Source organism: Paenibacillus sp. 01T443 (assembly GCF_056398325.1).
The window spans coordinates 465,686-483,768 of sequence record NZ_JBFTPE010000005.1 but is presented as its reverse complement, the minus strand read 5'-3'; the positions used below and the strand labels follow the sequence as shown (position 1 = coordinate 483,768).

At 48.9% G+C, this 18,083-nt stretch carries 17 protein-coding genes; 10 read left to right on the top strand and 7 right to left on the bottom strand.

What is annotated here, in order from left to right; all coding sequences use genetic code 11:
• Positions 1-34 precede the first annotated feature (34 nt).
• The 3 genes from AC1DLI_RS09795 (at position 35) to AC1DLI_RS09785 (ending at position 6,223) form a co-directional block, all read left to right on the top strand.
• On the top strand, positions 35-3,898 hold the full coding sequence (locus AC1DLI_RS09795) for a response regulator (RefSeq protein ID WP_477602365.1): 3,864 nt from the start codon (positions 35-37) through the stop codon (positions 3,896-3,898).
• A 102-nt stretch (positions 3,899-4,000) separates the two neighbouring features.
• Positions 4,001-4,720: a response regulator transcription factor gene (locus AC1DLI_RS09790; protein WP_477601929.1), complete on the top strand. Its 720-nt coding sequence runs from the start codon at positions 4,001-4,003 to the stop codon at positions 4,718-4,720.
• 210 nt (positions 4,721-4,930) lie between these two features.
• Positions 4,931-6,223, top strand: a complete 1,293-nt coding sequence (locus AC1DLI_RS09785; protein WP_477601927.1) for a putative bifunctional diguanylate cyclase/phosphodiesterase — start codon at positions 4,931-4,933, stop codon at positions 6,221-6,223.
• Positions 6,224-6,376: 153 nt separating this feature from the next.
• Here the strand turns inward: AC1DLI_RS09785 and AC1DLI_RS09780 are convergent, their stop codons facing one another.
• Complete coding sequence (locus AC1DLI_RS09780; RefSeq protein ID WP_308997289.1) at positions 6,377-6,595, bottom strand: hypothetical protein; 219 nt, start codon at positions 6,593-6,595, stop codon at positions 6,377-6,379.
• A 128-nt stretch (positions 6,596-6,723) separates the two neighbouring features.
• Entirely contained in the window at positions 6,724-6,894 is a 171-nt protein-coding gene (locus AC1DLI_RS09775; protein WP_477601924.1) for a hypothetical protein, read from the bottom strand.
• Between the two features lie 200 nt (positions 6,895-7,094).
• Between AC1DLI_RS09775 and AC1DLI_RS09770 the strand changes: the two genes are divergently transcribed.
• Entirely contained in the window at positions 7,095-7,988 is an 894-nt protein-coding gene (locus tag AC1DLI_RS09770) for a serine/threonine protein kinase (protein ID WP_477601922.1), read from the top strand.
• On the opposite strand, the gene AC1DLI_RS09765 is transcribed toward AC1DLI_RS09770, so the two are convergent.
• From AC1DLI_RS09765 to AC1DLI_RS09755, 3 genes are all read right to left on the bottom strand, one after another.
• Positions 7,983-8,660 (bottom strand): TraX family protein, encoded by a 678-nt coding sequence (locus AC1DLI_RS09765; protein ID WP_477601920.1) that lies wholly within the window; start codon positions 8,658-8,660, stop codon positions 7,983-7,985. The two genes, AC1DLI_RS09770 and AC1DLI_RS09765, sit on opposite strands and share 6 nt — an antisense overlap.
• A 106-nt stretch (positions 8,661-8,766) precedes the next feature.
• Positions 8,767-9,663 carry a manganese catalase family protein gene (locus AC1DLI_RS09760; protein WP_477601918.1) on the bottom strand — a complete coding sequence of 299 codons (897 nt, stop codon included), beginning with the start codon at positions 9,661-9,663 and terminating at the stop codon, positions 8,767-8,769.
• A 124-nt stretch (positions 9,664-9,787) separates the two neighbouring features.
• Complete coding sequence (locus AC1DLI_RS09755; protein WP_477601916.1) at positions 9,788-10,423, bottom strand: hypothetical protein; 636 nt, start codon at positions 10,421-10,423, stop codon at positions 9,788-9,790.
• A gap of 167 nt (positions 10,424-10,590) precedes the next feature.
• Here AC1DLI_RS09755 and AC1DLI_RS09750 point away from each other — a divergent pair, with 167 nt between their 5' ends.
• On the top strand, positions 10,591-11,013 hold the full coding sequence (locus AC1DLI_RS09750; protein WP_477601914.1) for a hypothetical protein: 423 nt from the start codon (positions 10,591-10,593) through the stop codon (positions 11,011-11,013).
• 180 nt (positions 11,014-11,193) lie between these two features.
• Positions 11,194-11,532, top strand: a complete 339-nt coding sequence (locus AC1DLI_RS09745; protein WP_477601912.1) for a hypothetical protein — start codon at positions 11,194-11,196, stop codon at positions 11,530-11,532.
• A 126-nt stretch (positions 11,533-11,658) separates the two neighbouring features.
• On the opposite strand, the gene AC1DLI_RS09740 is transcribed toward AC1DLI_RS09745, so the two are convergent.
• Both AC1DLI_RS09740 and mscL read right to left on the bottom strand, forming a co-directional pair.
• Positions 11,659-12,294, bottom strand: coding sequence for an NUDIX hydrolase (locus tag AC1DLI_RS09740; RefSeq protein ID WP_477601910.1), 636 nt, complete (start codon positions 12,292-12,294; stop codon positions 11,659-11,661).
• Positions 12,287-12,745: a large-conductance mechanosensitive channel protein MscL gene (gene mscL, locus AC1DLI_RS09735; protein ID WP_477601908.1), complete on the bottom strand. Its 459-nt coding sequence runs from the start codon at positions 12,743-12,745 to the stop codon at positions 12,287-12,289. Before mscL ends, AC1DLI_RS09740 begins: the two co-directional genes overlap by 8 nt.
• A 267-nt stretch (positions 12,746-13,012) precedes the next feature.
• Between mscL and AC1DLI_RS09730 the strand changes: the two genes are divergently transcribed.
• From AC1DLI_RS09730 to AC1DLI_RS09715, 4 genes are all read left to right on the top strand, one after another.
• Positions 13,013-14,791, top strand: a complete 1,779-nt coding sequence (locus AC1DLI_RS09730) for an ATP-binding protein (RefSeq protein ID WP_477601906.1) — start codon at positions 13,013-13,015, stop codon at positions 14,789-14,791.
• Positions 14,792-14,862: 71 nt separating this feature from the next.
• A complete protein-coding gene (locus AC1DLI_RS09725) occupies positions 14,863-15,630 on the top strand; it encodes a sporulation protein (protein WP_477601904.1) in 768 nt (255 codons plus the stop codon).
• A 229-nt stretch (positions 15,631-15,859) separates the two neighbouring features.
• Positions 15,860-16,987, top strand: coding sequence for a DNA alkylation repair protein (locus AC1DLI_RS09720; RefSeq protein ID WP_477601902.1), 1,128 nt, complete (start codon positions 15,860-15,862; stop codon positions 16,985-16,987).
• A complete protein-coding gene (locus AC1DLI_RS09715) occupies positions 16,984-18,039 on the top strand; it encodes an FUSC family protein (protein ID WP_477601900.1) in 1,056 nt (351 codons plus the stop codon). The genes AC1DLI_RS09720 and AC1DLI_RS09715 overlap by 4 nt, the downstream gene beginning before the upstream one ends.
• The last annotated feature ends 44 nt before the right edge of the window (positions 18,040-18,083 follow it).

Here is an 18,083-nt window from a genome sequence, read left to right as displayed (position 1 = left end):
ACGCACAGCGGAAGGGGTAAGCAGCTTGAAAAAAATGTCGTTGCGGACAAAAGGCTTAGTTCTAATTGTGCTCATTTCTTTGATCCCGCTGCTACTTGCCGGTGTAGGAAACTATTCCGTAGTCAAGAAAGCCATGCTGCAGTCGGAGATCGAGAAGACAAGCAGCAAACAAGACAACCGTGCCAATAATCTGGCCTCGTGGATGGCGATCCGCAAGGCGGAGGTTGTGGTCATGAGTCGTACGGAAGTTGTCCGGTTCGGAACGGATGAGGAGCGTCTTCATTATTTTGGACGGGAGCTCGTGCGGGGAGGCTTCACTTACCATGCCATTGGCTATATTGATAGCGAGACGGGCCTTGGCTTGCGAACGGACGGCCCGCAAAGAGACATGAGCGGGGAATCTTTTTTCAATGAGGCAGCCTCGGGAAAGGTTGTTATTACGGATCCCTTCATGCCTTCATTCTCTACTACGAGGCAATCTCTTATTTTAGTGCCTGTGTACGGCGCAACGAATGAGCTCAAAGGGATCGTTTATGCCTCTATCGTATTTTCAACGCTGCGGCCGTTTATAGAGTTTGAGGGGGAGAATTCGATTATCCGCTTGTTTAATGATGAGGGCGGGATCATTTATTGCTCTGCATGTGAAGATATGAAAGTTGTGAGCTTATTCGACAAGCGGTCTCCCATGCAGCCTATCGCGAAAGATATGCTGAATGTCTATCAGGGAGTATCCAACATCACCATAGAGAATAAGCCTTTCTCTATTTTCTATACGAAGGTTAGCGATACGCCTTGGCGCTTTGCGCTGCAGGAGCCGGCGTCAAAGTTTCAAGAAAAGATAAGGCCGATCTTTTGGCGCATATTTAGTACAATTGCTGTTTCCGAGGCGATTATCGTTATCTTTTTCTTTCTCTATTTCGAGCGTATCGTTAAACGTCTTGAGCGCATTCTGTTGGTTACGGAGCAGGCGGCGGCAGGGCGCTTCGAGGCGGAGCATCTCGAGGTTGAACCGCATGATGAGATAGGGCAGCTCGGCCATTCCGTAAACGGCATGATGGAGCATTTGCAGGAGATGTTCGACCGGCTTGAGGCGATAATTAATCAAAATCAATATGCTTTTATCGTGTTGGACGACCAGTACAAAGTGTCTTATCTCAATAAAACAGCAGAAGAGATGCTGGGCTATAAGACCGAGGAACTGGTGGGAGTCGCTACTCCGCTCTTGTTCATGGATTTGGATGAGATCCGGTTGGAAGCTGAGAAGCTGTCGCTCAAGCTGGGAAGGGAGGTTCAGCCTGGCCTTGAGGTATTCAAGGAGCTTCGCAGCGAGAGCTTCTCGTATGAGCGGGAATGCACCTTTATCCATAAAGACGGTACGCGCATTCCGACGCTGCACAGCTCAAACGGCTTGCGTGACCGCAACGGCCGCTTCTCGGGCGTCGTCGGCATGGTGCTGGATATTTCGGACCGCAAGCATGTGGAGAAGGCACGCAATCGCTTGCTCGACATTGTGGAATCAGCCAAGGATTTAATCGCTTCGGTGAGCTCGGCCGGCAAGCTTGTTTATATGAACCGCGCTGGAAGAGAGATGCTGGGCCTGCTTAACACTTCAGGTGGAGAGCATTCAGTGGAGCAGCATTCCGAGCCGGAAATGTACGCAGAGCTCGTGAAGGGTGCGGCTCTGGCAAGAGAGTTTGGCTATTGGGAAAGCGGGGCCCAGCTGCTGAAGACAAACGGCGAGCCGTTGCATGTGTCTATGGTTGTCGTTGCGCATAATGATGAAGATACGGGCGAGTTGTTTTTCTCCTGCATTGCCCGTGATATATCTGAGCAAAAAATGGTGCAAGAGGAGCTCGTCCGCGCCACGCTGGAAGCGGAGGAGGCGAATCAAGCGAAGAGCCGATTCCTGGCGCTGATGAGCCATGAGATTCGTACCCCGCTCAATGGCATAATCGGCTTAACGCAATTGATGCGCAAAACCGGTCTTTCCGCATCGCAGAAGGATTACATGGACAAGATGCACACGTCTTCGGAGACGCTGCTGCGGCTAATTAATGATATATTGGATTTTTCCAAAATCGAGGCGGGTAAGGTTGATATCGAACGGCTGCCATTTCAGCCGGAGGAGCTGCTTCATCGTATAACTGATCAATTAAGTGTATTTATGGGCGGCAAGGAGCAATTCGAATTCATTGTTGATACGCCGGAGACTTTGCCGCAGACCATTATTGGCGATGCGATGCGTCTGGAGCAGGTGCTCTTGAATATCTGCATGAATGCGATCAAATTTACGAACCGCGGAAGAGTAAGGCTGCAGCTTGAGGTGGCGGAGGAATCAGATAACGGAATTAGCCTTCGTTTCATAGTCTCGGATACGGGCATCGGCATGAAGCCGGAGCAGGTAGATAAGTTATTTAAGCCCTTCACACAAGCGGATGGGTCAACTACGAGAAAGTTCGGCGGTACGGGGCTTGGTCTAGTGATCTCCCAATCGCTGGTGGAGCTGATGGGCGGCCAGCTTGAGGTAGCGAGCGAAGCGTATGTGGGAAGCCAATTTCACTTTACGCTGCCGTTCACCGTTACTCATAAGTACGAGGAGACGCGCTGGCAGGTTAGACAGGAATTCCAGGAGCAGCCTGTGTGGATTGTCGAAGATGATGACGAAATGCGCGGGCATTGGAGCGATATTATTGAATCCTACGGCCTGACTCCCATTCCCTTTCATTCTTGGAAAATAGCAAGAGACCGACTTCGCCGCATTGGGGCAGGGGCATTGCCGAAGCTGATTGTTTTAGACATGGAAATGCCGGATATGTACGGCGCGGAAACCTGGCTCGAGTTCCATCGCAACGCGGAGTCGGCCGGCGTGAAAACCATTGCGATGACAACCTCTTATGGGCGCGATGAGATGATGCAGCTGTCTGCCGAACAAAGACCGGTAACACTGTTGATTAAGCCAATCATGAGAACGGCTATGCTGCGCGCGATAGAAGGCGTGCTGGAGCATAAAGGGGCAGACGCGGATGAGCAAGAGCGAACGGCTCCGCTTCTGCCGGTGAAGAAAAACGCAGTCAAAACAAGGATATTGCTAGCGGAAGACAATAAAATCAACCAGCTTGTCGCCATTGAGATCTTGAAGGAGCAGGGCTACGAGGTGGGTCTTGCGGAGAACGGCGAAGAGGTGCTGCAAAAGCTCGTTGCAGAGCACTGGGATCTTATTCTAATGGATATTCATATGCCTGTAATGGACGGCTCTGAAGCGGTTCGACTTATCCGAAGCCATGCCAAATATGATGATATTCCGATCATTGCCGTTACCGCAAATGTGCTTCGCAATGATCACGAGCGCTACTTAAAGCTGGGTATGAATGATGTGGTAACGAAGCCGATCTCCTCTGAACGCTTGCACACGGTCATTTCGTATTGGCTCAAGGAGGGCTGCAAGCTTATCTCTAAGCCTGCCGCTGGACAAGAGCTTCAAGTAGAAACTAAACGTACTCGGACACCGGAAGCAGTTAACGAAAGCTCGCTTCCGAACATTCCGGGCATGGATATAGAGTGCGCACTTGCAAGGGTGAATGGGAAGCTGCCAATCCTGCTTCATATGATGGAGCAGTTTGTGCTCGATTATGATACTTTTGCAGATCAGCTTCGAATGATGGTCAAACAATCGGAGCTAACCGTGGTCAAAAGAATGGCTCATACGCTGAAGGGAGCTGCCGGGTACTTGTCGGCTCATGAATTGTTAGAGGCTGCTTGCGAGGTAGAGCGTATCGTGAAGCTGCCGGAGCTCGAAACGGAGAGCCTGCAAGCCGCTATTCTTCAGTTGGAAGCCTTGTTAAAGCAGCTGGTCGATGGACTTCGACAAGCTAAGGAAGTATTCGACAATAACTCCTAACAATTCTCTAACAAATTGTTGTCCCTTTAATGTCGGTATTGTATAGTAGAGATACAATAAATATTCGACAGAAATCTTCTATCCTCAAAAAGGGTGACGACAATGTATAAAGTTCTAGTTATTGAAGATGACGTCATGATGAGTGATATGCTGTCTATGTATTTATCAGAAGAAGGCTATTCCGTCATGCAGGCCTACAGAGCAGATGAAGGATTGAGGCTTACGACAGATTTTAATCCTGATTTGGTGCTGCTCGATTTGATTTTACCCGACTTAGACGGCATGGAAGTTTGCGCACTCATTCGAAAACGCTCTAACGTACCGATTATGATTTTGTCGATGAAGAGTGAAGTATCGGAACGGGTTCAGGCATTGAAAGCTGGGGCTGATGATTACATGTGTAAGCCGTTTAGTATGCATGAGATGACAGCTCGGGTAGAAGCGTTGATCCGCCGTTCGAACTCGATGCAGACAGAGACGATGCAGCAGGTTGCTGCAGCGGTCGAAGACGGCGATCCGATCCAACTTGATTTTGAGAGACGCCTATTGCTTGTTCGCGGCCAGTTGGTCGAAACCACCTTCTCGGAGTATGAGCTAATGAAGCTGTTTCTTGCTTATCCGGGGAAAGTGTTCAGCAGGGAAGAACTTATAAATACGATTCGCGGCTTTGATTCCTTCGTGACAGACCGTGCCATCGATGTACATATTGTTAATCTTCGGAAGAAGATTGAACAGAATCCGAAGGAGCCTAGGCTCATTCGAACGGTTTGGGGATTTGGCTACAAGTATACGGCTCAGCACACGAGCAGGAGCCAAACTTAATTGCACATGCTAAATATTGCTGAGAACCACTCTGCTGCCGCGGAGTGGTTCTTTTTTTATGATTATCGGGGGTAAGCAGGATTGAATGTAAGGTTTATGATAAAGGTTATTAAAATATCTAACATTTACCTAAATATATCTCTCTAATTTATCTAATAAACGTATGACACAATAAAGTTAAATTATGGATTGGGACGGTGGTCGGACGAAATGGATGCGTTAACCGGTTTGCCTTGCCGTAAGGAAGCTTTTGCACAGCTTGAAGTGGCGGTAAACGCAGTACGTGCGGCAGGTAAACGGATGGTCGTAGCGTTGGTAGATTTGGATCGGTTTTATCGCGTCAACGAAACAAAGGGTACGGAGTTCGGCAATCAATTGCTCTATATGATCGGGAAGCGACTGGCAGAAGCTAGAATGGTTGCTATGAGCGTAAGCCGGGTTGGAGGAAATCGCTTCTTGGTGGCTATTCCTCTTGATCATGATGATAACCAAAGTACTCAGGCTGTGGAGGCAATCAAAAACGCAGTCGAACGGCCAATTGATGTCGATGGAACGGAGCTGTATTTAACCTCAAGCATCGGGGCAACGTTGTTTCCGCAGGATGGACGGACAAGTGAACAGCTAATATACCGAGCGGAATCGGCTCTTTATCAATCCAAGGAGCTAGGCGGCAATCGCGCGCGGTTCTACAATACGGAGGATACCGTTCAATTGAATAGGCGAATCGATATCGAGGCAGGGCTTAGACCTGCTTTATATTTGCGTCAATTCCGACTTAGCTATCAACCTGTCTACTTTGTGGCAGACGGCAAGCTAAGAGGATTCGAAGCGCTGATTCGATGGGAGCATCCTCAGCTTGGTGAAATCTCGCCAGCGGAATTTATACCCATTGCCGAGCATAACGGCCTAATCGTTCCGATTGGGGAATGGGTACTTCGTGAAGCATGCAAGATGCTTACGAATATGAACAAATACGGACTAAACAGCTTAATTATGTCGATTAATGTTTCATCGCTGCAATTGCAGGATGCGGCCTTTTCTCAGATGGTACTGAATGCGCTTAAGGATTATGAGCTGGAGACCTCTTCATTTGAGCTGGAGATTACGGAAAGCTATGCCATCTACGATTCGACAGTGGCATTGTCTACGCTTAGCTGGCTGCGAGGGGCAGGTGTCCGAATAGTTCTGGACGATTTTGGCACAGGGTTCTCATCTCTTATGAATTTAAAGCAGTTACCGATTCAATGCTTGAAAATCGATAAATCGTTCATCAAGAAGATTGACGTTCAAAGCGCGGAGCGAATTATCGTGGAAGGCATAATTAATCTTGCGCATAAGCTGGGGCTGGAGATTATTGCCGAAGGTGTTGAATACAAGGAGCAGTATGAGCTCTTACAAGAGTGGGGCTGCAACTATGTACAGGGCTTTCTGCTCGGTAAGCCGAAGGAGCCGGATGTGCTTGATTTGTCGATGTTTCGCCACGCGGAATACTCTGCGTTCTAGTAAATTTAAAGTATAGGAAGCAGTGAACGGATAAGATGCCCTGGCAGTATGTGAGCTGACAGGGTATTTCTTTATTGGATAACGGGAGCGTAAAATATAAAAGACCTGACAGGGCACGGGTGATGTGCCTTCAGGTCTTTTCTCTAACAGGTTCTAACATACTTCAAGATAAAGCTTTGTGCCGTCGTTATATTGGAAAATAGCCACATCGCGCACCATTTCAACGGATTTGATTCTTCTCCATTTTTTGCGGAAATCAAAGTCCAATTCCAATTCGTACAATTTATGATTAAGCAGTTCTATGGATGCGGATTGTTCGTTAGGATAGTACACAGGGACGGAACGACTTTTGAAGGTAACGATTTTCATCATTTCCTATAACACCTCCGATCGATTACCCCTATTCTAACGTAAACCTTTTAGCCTCTTATGAATCTGCCGTCAGGATTTTGTTTATTTTACTTACACATTTCTAACATATTCGACATTTACTGCACTCGTTAGCTGGAGTAGCTGCTGTACTTTTTCTTGTAGTAGCCATGTCCGCGGTGCGGACGGTTATGCGGGCGATAATGCCCGTTGTTATAGTCACTGCTGCTATAATGACGACGGCTTTGATGCTTGCGTCCCATAAGTGAATATAATAAACGCTTGAGCAAATGTCTTATCATAATGATGCCCCCTTTAATAGTTTTGTCGAAATTTGGCTAAAATGCGCATGTACGCTTTTATGGAACAAACGGGCTGCGAGAGCGTACGCTTTCATATAAGTAATTGTACGAATTTTTGTCGTTAAAGTTTCTAATTCGCTGAACCTTCCACAGGATATATCCGCCAATGGAGGGCACGCGGGAGCTGGAGGAGAAGCATCATGTGGTCTTTCATTTCTTCGAAATATAAGGAAACTATTAAGCATTGGCAGGACTTTCCGCTTCGTGTCGGCGTGATATGGATGAAACGGTACCGTATTGAACGCTTTATCGGGATGGGCAGCTATGGTCAAACCTATGCATGCACGGATGTTTTAATGGGTAACATGGTGCTGCTCAAACGCAATCTGCCAAGTAAAAAAGATATCGGGAGACAGCTGCTGGAGCGGGAAAGCATTATTCTGAAGGAGCTAAACCATCCGCAGATTCCGAGGTGGATCCGGTATGAAAAGCAAGGCAAAGACGAAGTGCTTCTCATGGAGCTCGTTGCAGGTGGAAATTTGGAGCAGAAAATAGAGCAAGGCCGCCTTTACTCTGTACATGAGTCGTTAAGCATCCTAATGGAGCTATTGCAGCCTCTGGAGCATCTCCATCAAGCTGGGTACGTACATCGGGACGTTCGTATCCCTAACGTGGTAGACGATGGACAACGCTTGTATCTGATTGATTTTGGGCTTTCCTGCCGTATTGGCGAGCAGCTTCCAGAAGCGCTGCGCATGGGGTTAAAAGAACCTGAGTCATTCCATGATTCAAAGGACTATGCGTCAGACATGAGCTGGGCAGGCGCCAAGCAGCGTATGCGCAGGCCTGATCCGGCCAGCGACTTATATGGCCTGGGGCATCTTTTTCTATTCATGATGTATGCAGGCTTTGAATATGATGAAGGACAGGCGGAACGCAGCTGGCAAGAGGAGTTGGAGCTTCCGCATGCCGTGAAGCAATTCGTGAGCAGGCTGCTTCAGCGCAGCGAACCGGGCTGGGCATCCGCGAAGAGCTGCTCGCAGGAGCTGCAGCAGCTTTTGGTTTCACTAGAGGAAACCTCTGGTCCCTTATAAAGCGCGAATGATTTCTTTAAAGCTCTGATTGCTCGTGACATAATAGACGATAGCGATAATGGCAAGATGAAGCGGGTAAAAGCTGCGCCATACGAGGCGAGGAACCTTAATTTTGTCGGCACCGCGCATAAAATCAGGCCAATATACGAGTAATAGGGTAGCGAACAAGCTAAAGACTTGAATGAACCAGCCCTTTATAAAAAAGCTTACCACGTTCAACGAAAAGTGAAACAAGGTAAACCACTGTGTTTGAGCGTAGCGATAAATGAGAACGAGCACTACGACATACGCGCCGTAGCTGAAAGGGAGAACCTCGAGCGCCCCGGCAAAGCCGGAAGCTAATAGCACTTGAAGGATAGGCTTGCCGTTCCATTTATCGAGCAGATGCAGAAGCAGCAAGCAGACGAATAATGAGCCTACCGTATTGACTTCCAGTCGTTGAAAAGCAAATTGGTAGGGGAGCTGGGACAGAATGGCGATCCCGGCGGTCCTCTTCAAATAACGATGAATATCACTCGTACGGAAATAGCCGAGCACCATTGTGAAAGCGTAAAACGGCAGTGCGAGCCGTCCAATGACCCTCCATGCAGGGTTTTCAGGAAACCATATGAGACCGATATGATCAATAAGCATCGTTAGCATAGCCAGAAATTGCAGCTTGGTCACCTTCATTCTCTCGTTTTTCATCCAGTATAGCATAGGAATACGAGAGGGTAGGAGCAGGAAGACCTCCAAGCCGCTTTACGCGAGTTAGGAGGCCTTCGTTGTTCGATTTGATCTAGAGGCCGGCATTTTTCTGCAGCCGACGCGCAATTTGCATGAAATCCTCCTGCGAGATGCCCGGCGCAAATTCCTCTGGCAGCTCGCTCAAATCAGGCATCGGCGCACCCTGCGGCGCACCCTGAATAACCTCGAGCGGAGCTCCTGTGAGCGGATTTTGGCCATTCCAAATGAGCACGATATCCTTATAATCATTCTCGCTGAACGTATAAAGCTTGTTGCCGAGCCCCATCGCTTCATATTTGCGTGCTGTCTCAAAGCTATTGTTACTGAGATCGGGTATGGGGATAAGCTTCTTTACGTCAACGCCAGTCGCGATTTCCAGCGCTTTGGCATAAGCAAGCACATGGACCCCGCCCCGGACAAGCAAATAACCAATCATGGCACGGGCAGTGGGATGATCAGTCATCTCGTAAACACGCATCTTATGTGTTCTCGCGCCGCATTCCAAGAAAAAATTATGCAGAAGGTCGAGCACCAGATTGCCGCTGCTGAATACATTATCCCCCGTCCATGCACGGCCCATGGAATCGCCAGGAAGCGAGGTTTGAGCGGTTTGGATAAAAAAGTAGCTATTGCGCTTATTTACACCCTCCTTCAGCGGTGCCGAATTGGGATCACCGGGACTGGTGGTGCCAGTCAGCACCATGTTTATCGCAGTGGAAACGAGCTCGACATGGCCAAACTCCTCAGCAGTTATGCTTGATACCAAGTCATAAAAAGGCTTGAGCTTCTTTTTCTCCCGAAAATTAAAGGATTGGTACATATAGTTGTTTAATGTAGACATCTCGCCAAACTTACCTCCGAGCAGCTCCTGCACCGCTGCCGCGGCATTCGCATCCGCATAAGGGGATGGCGGGAGCTCTACCTGAAGCCTGTTTATTCGTTCAATCATAAGCTTGCTCACCTCATTTCATTGACGATTCATTTTATGCATATCTATGACAGCTTTCGCAGTCATAGACCGTCAATGTCAAAAGGGACAACCTATTGTCGAATAAACCTACCTGCTGCTTGGCTTAGGTATTGAGCAGGGTGATGACGAGCAGCTCATAAAGGACGAGCGGAAGAACAGCAGCATAGGGATTCATAAAGGCGCGCGGGTCACGCATCGTACATTGCAAATACAAGATACAATGATCGATATGCACGATCGTTCCCTCGTAGATATGGCCATCAACCGTTTGGACGCAAACATGCTTATGCATGTGGCCGCCGCACATGCCCATGACGCGGTCCCGCACTTCCCTTACCATCTCCGTATGCTGCGGCTCTGCTTGATAAACGACGGGATTAGTTTTCTCCATCCCTGCCACCTTACTTGGCATACCGCCCATATGTCCCATATTCGGCATACTGCCCATGCCGCCCACGTTTTGCATATGCTCCATATTCGGCATGCTGCCCATGCCGCCCACGTTTTGCATATGCCCCATATTCGGCATGCTGCCCATGCCGCCAACGTTCTGCATATGCCCCATATTCGGCATGCTGCCCATGCCGCCCACGTTTGGCGCATTGCCCATATTCGGCATACTGCCCATGCCGCCAACGTTTGGCACATTGCCCATATTCGGCATGCTGCCCATGCCGCCAACGTTTGGCACATTGCCCATATTGCCGATATTGCCCATGTTCATCATATTTTCAGCCAAACCAAAGACCTCCATTCGAATGGTATGTCATATAGGTATGCAGGAGGGAAGCGGGTCATACAACAATTGATATGTCGAATTTCAACGTTTGGCGGGTGCCACTCGTCCATACCTCTCACTTAATCTTGCATAGAATAGAGTATGTTCGAAAGGGAGGGAGAATATAAATGTCCGCAAAATTAAAATTGAAAGCTAGCAATGTTAAATCTACTGGAAGAACAACTAGTCGCGCTCGCATATCATCTGATTGTAAATGTAAAAAGGATCACAAAAGCTGCAGCTGCGGCCGTAGGAATGATCCGGCAGTCGAAGCCATGCAGGATGCAGGAAAAGAGCTAAGCGATTTTTTCAAGCAGTTGAAAGATGAGCATAAAGCAGAGAAGCTTGTAAGAGCGATTCGTTGTCGTGATGCAAGAGCCGTTCAAAGCTTGCTTGACTGCAAATGTCGTGTTGTTTGCTTCTTCTGTTCGCGTGACAAAGATTGTGTAAGAATTTGCTGCGCATTTGGCAGAAATCATGATGTAACGGTTACGTTCGATATTTGTGTCAAACGTGCACAAGATGAATGCCGCCGCAATTTCTTTTTCTAATTTTTTTCTGAAGAGGGCTGCCTGAGCTACAGGGCAGTCCTTTTTGCCGCTCTGAAAGGATGGGAAATCACAGGGGTAGCGATGGACGCATACGATAATGAAGGGAGAACCGAGAGGAACGAACAAGCAAGGAGGGAAACGAATTGCCGCAAATACCTAATTTTCCGCAGGCTTTATTAAATGAACATCGTGATTGGCATCATACCTATCATCTCGTACCCGGGACAGTGCCGCCGCCTGGCTACGGAGAACGTTTCTTGCGATTTCACCGCGATTATATCAACCGGGTGTACCGCTGGTATGATTCAATGGGGTATGACCGAAGATGGATTGCAGGATGGACCCAGGTGCCTGAAGGCATTCGTCGTTCCGCTTGCTACGATTTCGGGGCTGAACAAAGGGTGCAGTTCAATCCGCAGTCGTTTACATCGGCAGACCAGCTGGGAAGTTTTATCGAGACCAATTTGCATGGCTGCTTTCATGAGATGGGGGCACGCCTTTACAATCAGCCGGAGCTGAATGACTTTGATCTCGCGCCGCGGCATACGGAGTTTTATAATATCCATGGACTAATTGACCAGTGGTACACCAATTGGGAGCGAACATGGGGAATGCGCGGGCAAGCCGCCGAAGACGAAGCACGGGTTAGGTACAACCGCGCAACGCCCGAAGCACGCTCGCATAATAAGAAAATTCACGTGGGACGAATTGTTTCGCCTGAACGGAGCGCTGCACAGCCGTCAGCGGCTCGTCCGCATCGCCAAGCTCAACGCCAATGGCAGCCACCTTGGATAAAGAGCCTTCAAACAAGGCAATCAGCTCATCCAGATCTGCCTCGTAAACGCCGGCCACTTCTTCAGGCTGCAGCTTCAATTCTGACAAAGGCACATCGCACACGAGGCCAAAAACGTCGCTGACCTCCCGGTCGATAAACGGCATTCCGTTTACCTCGCCGCTCGCATCCTCGCGAATTTGCCCCAGCGGAATGAGCTGCTCGAACGAGGCGGCTACGCCAAGCTCTTCTTCCAGCTCGCGTATAGCTTCGCGGATGGTTTCTCCTGCGGACAAATGGCCGGCAGCCGTTATATCATAGCAGCCGGGATTCGTATCCTTGCTGGCTTGGCGAAGCTGAAACCGCACGAACCTGCGGTTTCCCTCGCGCCGTGTGAGCCAGCAATGGAAGGTGCGGTGCCAATAGCCGCGAGAATGCGTCTCCGCGCGTGTTGCGGTACCCAGAGGCCGAAGCTGCTCGTCATAAATGTCGAACAGCTCCTCAGCCATGGGCAGCTGCCTCAAGCTGGGATGTGCAGTGTTTGCAGCGGGTAGCTTTTAGGGGAATCTTGGACAAGCAGTATGGACAATCCTTTTCGGTTACTTCGACCGGCGGCGCTTCTTTCTTCTCATTGCGGCGAAGAACATTGATCACTTTGACAAGTAGAAAAATACAAAAAGCTACAATTAAAAAGTCCAGCATGACATTAATAAATTGGCCGTATGCAATGGCGGGTGCCGCGGCTGCGTCTACGGGAGTCATATTGCTTGTGTCCACGAGAGTGACCTTTAAATCCTTAAAATCCACTTCACCCAAAATTCGTCCAATCGGCGGCATAATTATATCGTTGACGAGCGAAGTGACGATTTTGCCGAACGCGCCCCCGATGATAACCCCGACCGCTAGGTCGATGACATTGCCTTTCATTGCAAACTCTTTAAATTCCTTGACGATCTTCATTGCGTTTCCTCCTACAAGTGTAAATAAGGCATTCCTAGCTAAGAATAGTATAAGCAAAACTAGTAAGCTAGCATACGGCTATGTCTCTAGTATTGCCCGTTTCTAAGACAGCCATCCTATCATAATAGCCGAAGATGGGGAGAAGAGAAACTATCTCTGGTTTTCTGACAAAAAACTGCATAATTTCACGAAGAAAACAGAGGATTTTTAGGATAATTGTCGAATTTTAATAGTTGGAATTAAATTCATCAGTATTCGAGGAGTCCTATGGCTGATCCGATCATAACTGGCAACCCCTATTATATCATTTTATCGATCATCATTATGTGCTTTGCCTCCTATACGATGCTGAATATGATTGAGCAGTTGCAGCCAAAAGAACGTTCATACGGGTTCAATTGGATCATTGGCGGAGCCTCGGTATTCGGTCTCGGCCTATGGACAATGCATGTCGTATCCTTGCTGGCCTCCGATTATCGAATGGTCATGGACTGGACTATGCTGCTTGTTTTGGTCGTATGCGCGGTTATCGTCTATTCTTCCTTGGTTGTATTAAAAAACCAGGAACTCTCGCGTGGGCGGTACCTATTCAGTTCCCTGTTAATGGCGCTTGGGGCTACGATGCTTCAATACATATCGATGCTATCCGAATCTGTGATCATATTAAAAATGAATTGGCTGCTCTATTGGTTATCCTTTGGAGTCGGCTTTGCGGGCGCTTATCTGGCCTTTTACTGGCTGGACTCCAAGTCGCCTAGGTATAAATTTAAAAGCTGCCTGTCACTGGGCTTGTCTAACATGGCGATCCATCAGATTGGCATGCACGCATTGAAAATTGAATATAAGGATATCTTATCGACCGATCTATTAAACGAGTATTTGCTGCTTCTTGCTTTTTTGCTTGGACTGTCTACTTTGATTATTCTTAGCTTCAGTCTTACAACCTGGCTGGGAGCCAATAAATACAGTCAAATCGACGAGCGGTATAAGCTTCTTGTTGAGAACTCCATGGATACGATCGCCTTAATCAGCGATGGGAACTGGGAATTTATGAACCGTGCTGGCCTCTGCATGTTCGAGGTGAAGTCCGAGAACGAAATCATTGGCAATAGCGTCTACAACTTGCTCGATGAGAGGTACCACAGCGAGATGGCCGCTTGGCTTGCAGCGGGGAAAGATGGTGGGGATGCGCCCACGAAGCCGATTGAACTGCAATGGTTGTCCATGCAGGGTACGCTGGTGCACACGGAAATGGTAAGGGCAAGCTCGACCTTCTCGGGAAAACAGATCGAGCAAGTCATTATTCGGGATATCTCCGAGCGAAAGAAGAATGAGGAGCTGCTTATCAATTCAGAGAAATTATATGTAGCAGGCCAATTAGCTGCGGGCATCGCGCATGAAATTCGAAACCCGCTTACTTCGTTGAAAGGCTTCTTGCAGCTCATTACTTCGGGGCGAGGAAACATCAATAACTTTTACGAAATTATGAAATCCGAGCTCGTGCGCATCGAATCCATCGTCAGTGAACTGCTGATGCTCTCTAAGCCGCAAATTTATGAATTTGTCCATAAGGACTCGCGTCAGATTATGGCGGATACAGTGAATCTGCTGGAAACGCAGGCCATACTGCATGGCGTCATTATCGAGTTTCATTCGGATTACCGCCCGTTATGGGTGGTGGGCGTCGAGAATCAATTAAAGCAAGTGTTTATAAATGTACTCAAAAATGCCATTGAAGCGATGCAAAACGGCGGTGTTGTCACCATTAATATGTCTCTCGATGAAGAACTGGGCGTACTGATACGGATTAAGGATCAAGGCTCAGGCATACCCGAGGAGCAGCTTTCAAAAATTGGTCAGCCTTTCTATACGACAAAGGATAAAGGAACGGGCCTCGGTTTAATGGTCACCTACAAGATTATCGACAATCATCATGGGAAAATCACGGCCGAAAGCAAAACGGGAATCGGAACGACCTTTATCATCCAATTGCCGTACAAGGAACAAGCCGATGCGTCATTGGATAAAACATCAAATGAGAAGTGAAACCTATTTTTGAAGGCATCGTAATATGCTTTAGAGTTTGGAAACATCATTATTTGAGTGGAGGCGTTTTGATGTTCAATCGTTTTTTGGCAAGTATCGGTATTGGTTCCGCAAAGATTGATACGCTGCTGGAGAAGCCTCGTTATTCACCGGGTGAAGAGGTTCGGGGAATCGTGAAAATTCAGGGCGGCAATGTAGAGCAGAAGATTGAAGCCATCCAGCTATCGGTTATGACAGAATATATTCGCGAGAGCAATGACAGCAAAATAACGCAGCATGGCGAGGTTGGCCGTTTTCATGTAAGTGCTCCGTTCACGCTGCAGCCAAACGAAAAACGCGAGGTACCGTTCTCGTTCCAGCTGCCTCATCAGACTCCGCTCACTATCGGACGCGCGCCTGTATGGGTGAAAACGGAGCTGGACGTTCGCGGCGGCGTGGATCCTGGTGATAATGATCGCATTGATGTCATTCCGACGGCTCCAATGAATGTGGTGCTTGAGGCTCTCAATTTGCTGGGCTTCCGCTTACGCAAGGCTGAGTGCGAATACTCTTCGCGCCTGGGCGGCAGAATGCCTTTTATCCAGGAACTGGAGTTTGTGCCAACAACGCAGTTCCGCGGGCAGCTTGACGAGCTGGAAGTGATGTTTTACCCATCTGACCGCGAGCTGGAGCTGGTGCTTCAGATTGACCGGCGCGCACGCGGGTTGTCGAGCTTTTTTGCAGAGGCAATGGATATGGATGAGTCATTTGTCCGCACCCGCTTTACGAACGAGCAGCTGGCAGCAGGACCGAATGCAATCGCTCATCAGCTTTCCGACATCATCGCGCGTTATGCTTAATCGGCTGAATAAATAGAAAAAGCTCGGAAGCACGCCTGCGGGAGTGTTCCCGAGCTTTTTTTTTAATAAAAGAAAGTATAAAATTTAATCTTATACGATGCCTATACTTCACTTCGAAACGAGCGTAAGCCGTCAAGGACGGTGTCAGCCGTTATGTTTGCGGTTAAAGGTAGAGAAAGAGTAAACGGCTTGGGTTTTTCGGTATAATAGCTGTAGGAGGGGATTTACGTTGGCAGAACCGCTAAAAGCCATGTATGACGGCTTATTTCTAGAACAATTTGCTGCTTTGGTGAAGACGGCGTGGAGACCGTTTGACGAAGATCGATTCGTTATGCAGGTAAGGGACGGGAGCTGGGAGCAGCTCGAACTAAAGGCGCGAGCCCGCAAAATTACGGAAGCGCTGGGTGCTGCTTTACCTCAGGATTACGGCGATGCGCTTGCTGTGCTCTATCATATAGATGAAAAATGCACGGGGCTTCCCTACATATTTTTTTCGGACTTTGTAGAAGTATTCGGGATGAAGCCGCTGCACTGGGAGCGTTCATTGGCTGCGCTTGAACGGTTTACCGAGCGCTCAACCGCTGAGTTTGCCATAAGGGCGTTTATTTTGAACGATCCGGAGCGAATGGTTCGGCAAATGCTCGCATGGACAGACCATCCGAACGAGCATGTAAGGCGGCTTGCTAGTGAAGGGATAAGGCCGCGTCTCCCTTGGGCGCAGGCGCTGCCCCTGTTCAAACGGGATCCATCGCCGATCGTGCCGATTTTGGAGAAGCTGAAGTGTGATGAATCTCTCTATGTACGCAAGAGCGTTGCGAACAATTTGAATGATATCGCGAAGGATCATCCAGACCTAGTCATTGCGCTTGCTACGGCGTGGATCGGTGAGGATGCCCGAACGGATTGGATCGTGAGGCACGGCTGCCGCACGTTGATTAAACAATCCGTTCCGCAGATCATGGCTTTGTTCGGGTATGCGAAGCATGAGCCTGCGGAGGAGGCTGTGCGTCCGCTCGTAGCTGCTGCAGCGCTTGAGGTAGCTCCGAGTACGGTAGCGATTGGCGGCGAGGTGAGTTTGCATTACCGTGTGCAGCTGCGTGAGGGCGAACCGGCCAAGCTTCGGATCGAATATGGCATTGCATTCGTGAAGTCCGGCGGCAAAACGTCGCTGAAGCGTTTTCTGCTTTCGGATCGCGAATATGCCGGGGGAGCATCCGCTTCCAGTATTCGCGTTCACCGATTCGCGGATTTAACAACGCGTAAGCATTATAGCGGTCATCATCGCGTGACACTGTGGGTGAACGGAAGAGAGGTAGCCGCTTCGGACCTGTTGGTAACGGAGGCTGAACCGTTATGACAATAGGGGCAAGGGTATTGAAAACGGGGATGGCCGTCGCATTAGCGATTTATTTGAGCAGCTTGTTTGGCTTCGCGTCTCCGTTGATTGCTGCGGTAGCAGCGATTTTCACAATACAACCATCCATTTACCGGTCATGGCAGCGCGTAGCGGACCAAGTGCAAACCAATTTGCTCGGCGCTGTCATAGCAATTGTCGCGGTTCGATTATTCGGGCATACGCCGATTGCGGCAGGACTCGTTTGTATCCTTGTTATTCTCATCAGCATCCGTCTGAAAATGGAGAGCACAATCAGTCTAACGCTGGTTACTGTCGTTGCGATCATGGAAGCAAATGGGCAAGGCTGGGATGTGGCGATCGTGAGATTTCTAATGGTTTTGACCGGCATTGGCTCGTCATTTTTGGTTAACGTGCTCGTTTTTCCGCCACGTCCAAGGCGGCAATTTACGGAGCAGGTGCATCAAGCCTACACACAGCTCTCCCTGCTGCTTCGCACGGCGGTCTCTAATGAAATGAAGGAGCAGGTATTCCGGCAAGAGAAGGACAAGCTTCACGGAACGCTGCGCAAGCTGGAGGAGCGCCATACGGTTTTCGAGGAGGAGCGCAAGGTGCTTGCAAGGGCGAAGACGAGCCATGCTCGGCAGCTTCTTGTGTCTAAGCAAATGATAAAGGCGCTGCAGAAAGGGGCAGATCTTCTCGATGTGGTAGAGGAGCATTATTTTGCTTCTCCGAGCGCAGGCGAATGGGCGCTTCGTTTCGATCGGCAAATCGAGGATTTATCGAAGTATCACGAGCATATTCTGCTAAAGGCCGAGGATAAGATGAAGCCGAATGCGCTGATCGAGCCCGAGGAAGAACGTGAAGCCAGATTCGTGAAAGAGCTCACGGCCTATGTCATGGAGGATCCGGATGAGCATAAGCGGCTCATCTTCGTCGCCTCGGGATTATTCGAGTATGCTTACCACCTGCGGCGCCTGGAGAAGCTGCTCGATCAAGTGCAGCAGCGGGAAGAGAATGCAAAACGCAGTGAGGATGAACCGGAGGAGGACTAAGCTGCTCCTCGCACCATCACATGTTCATCTTCCGCAATTGTGTG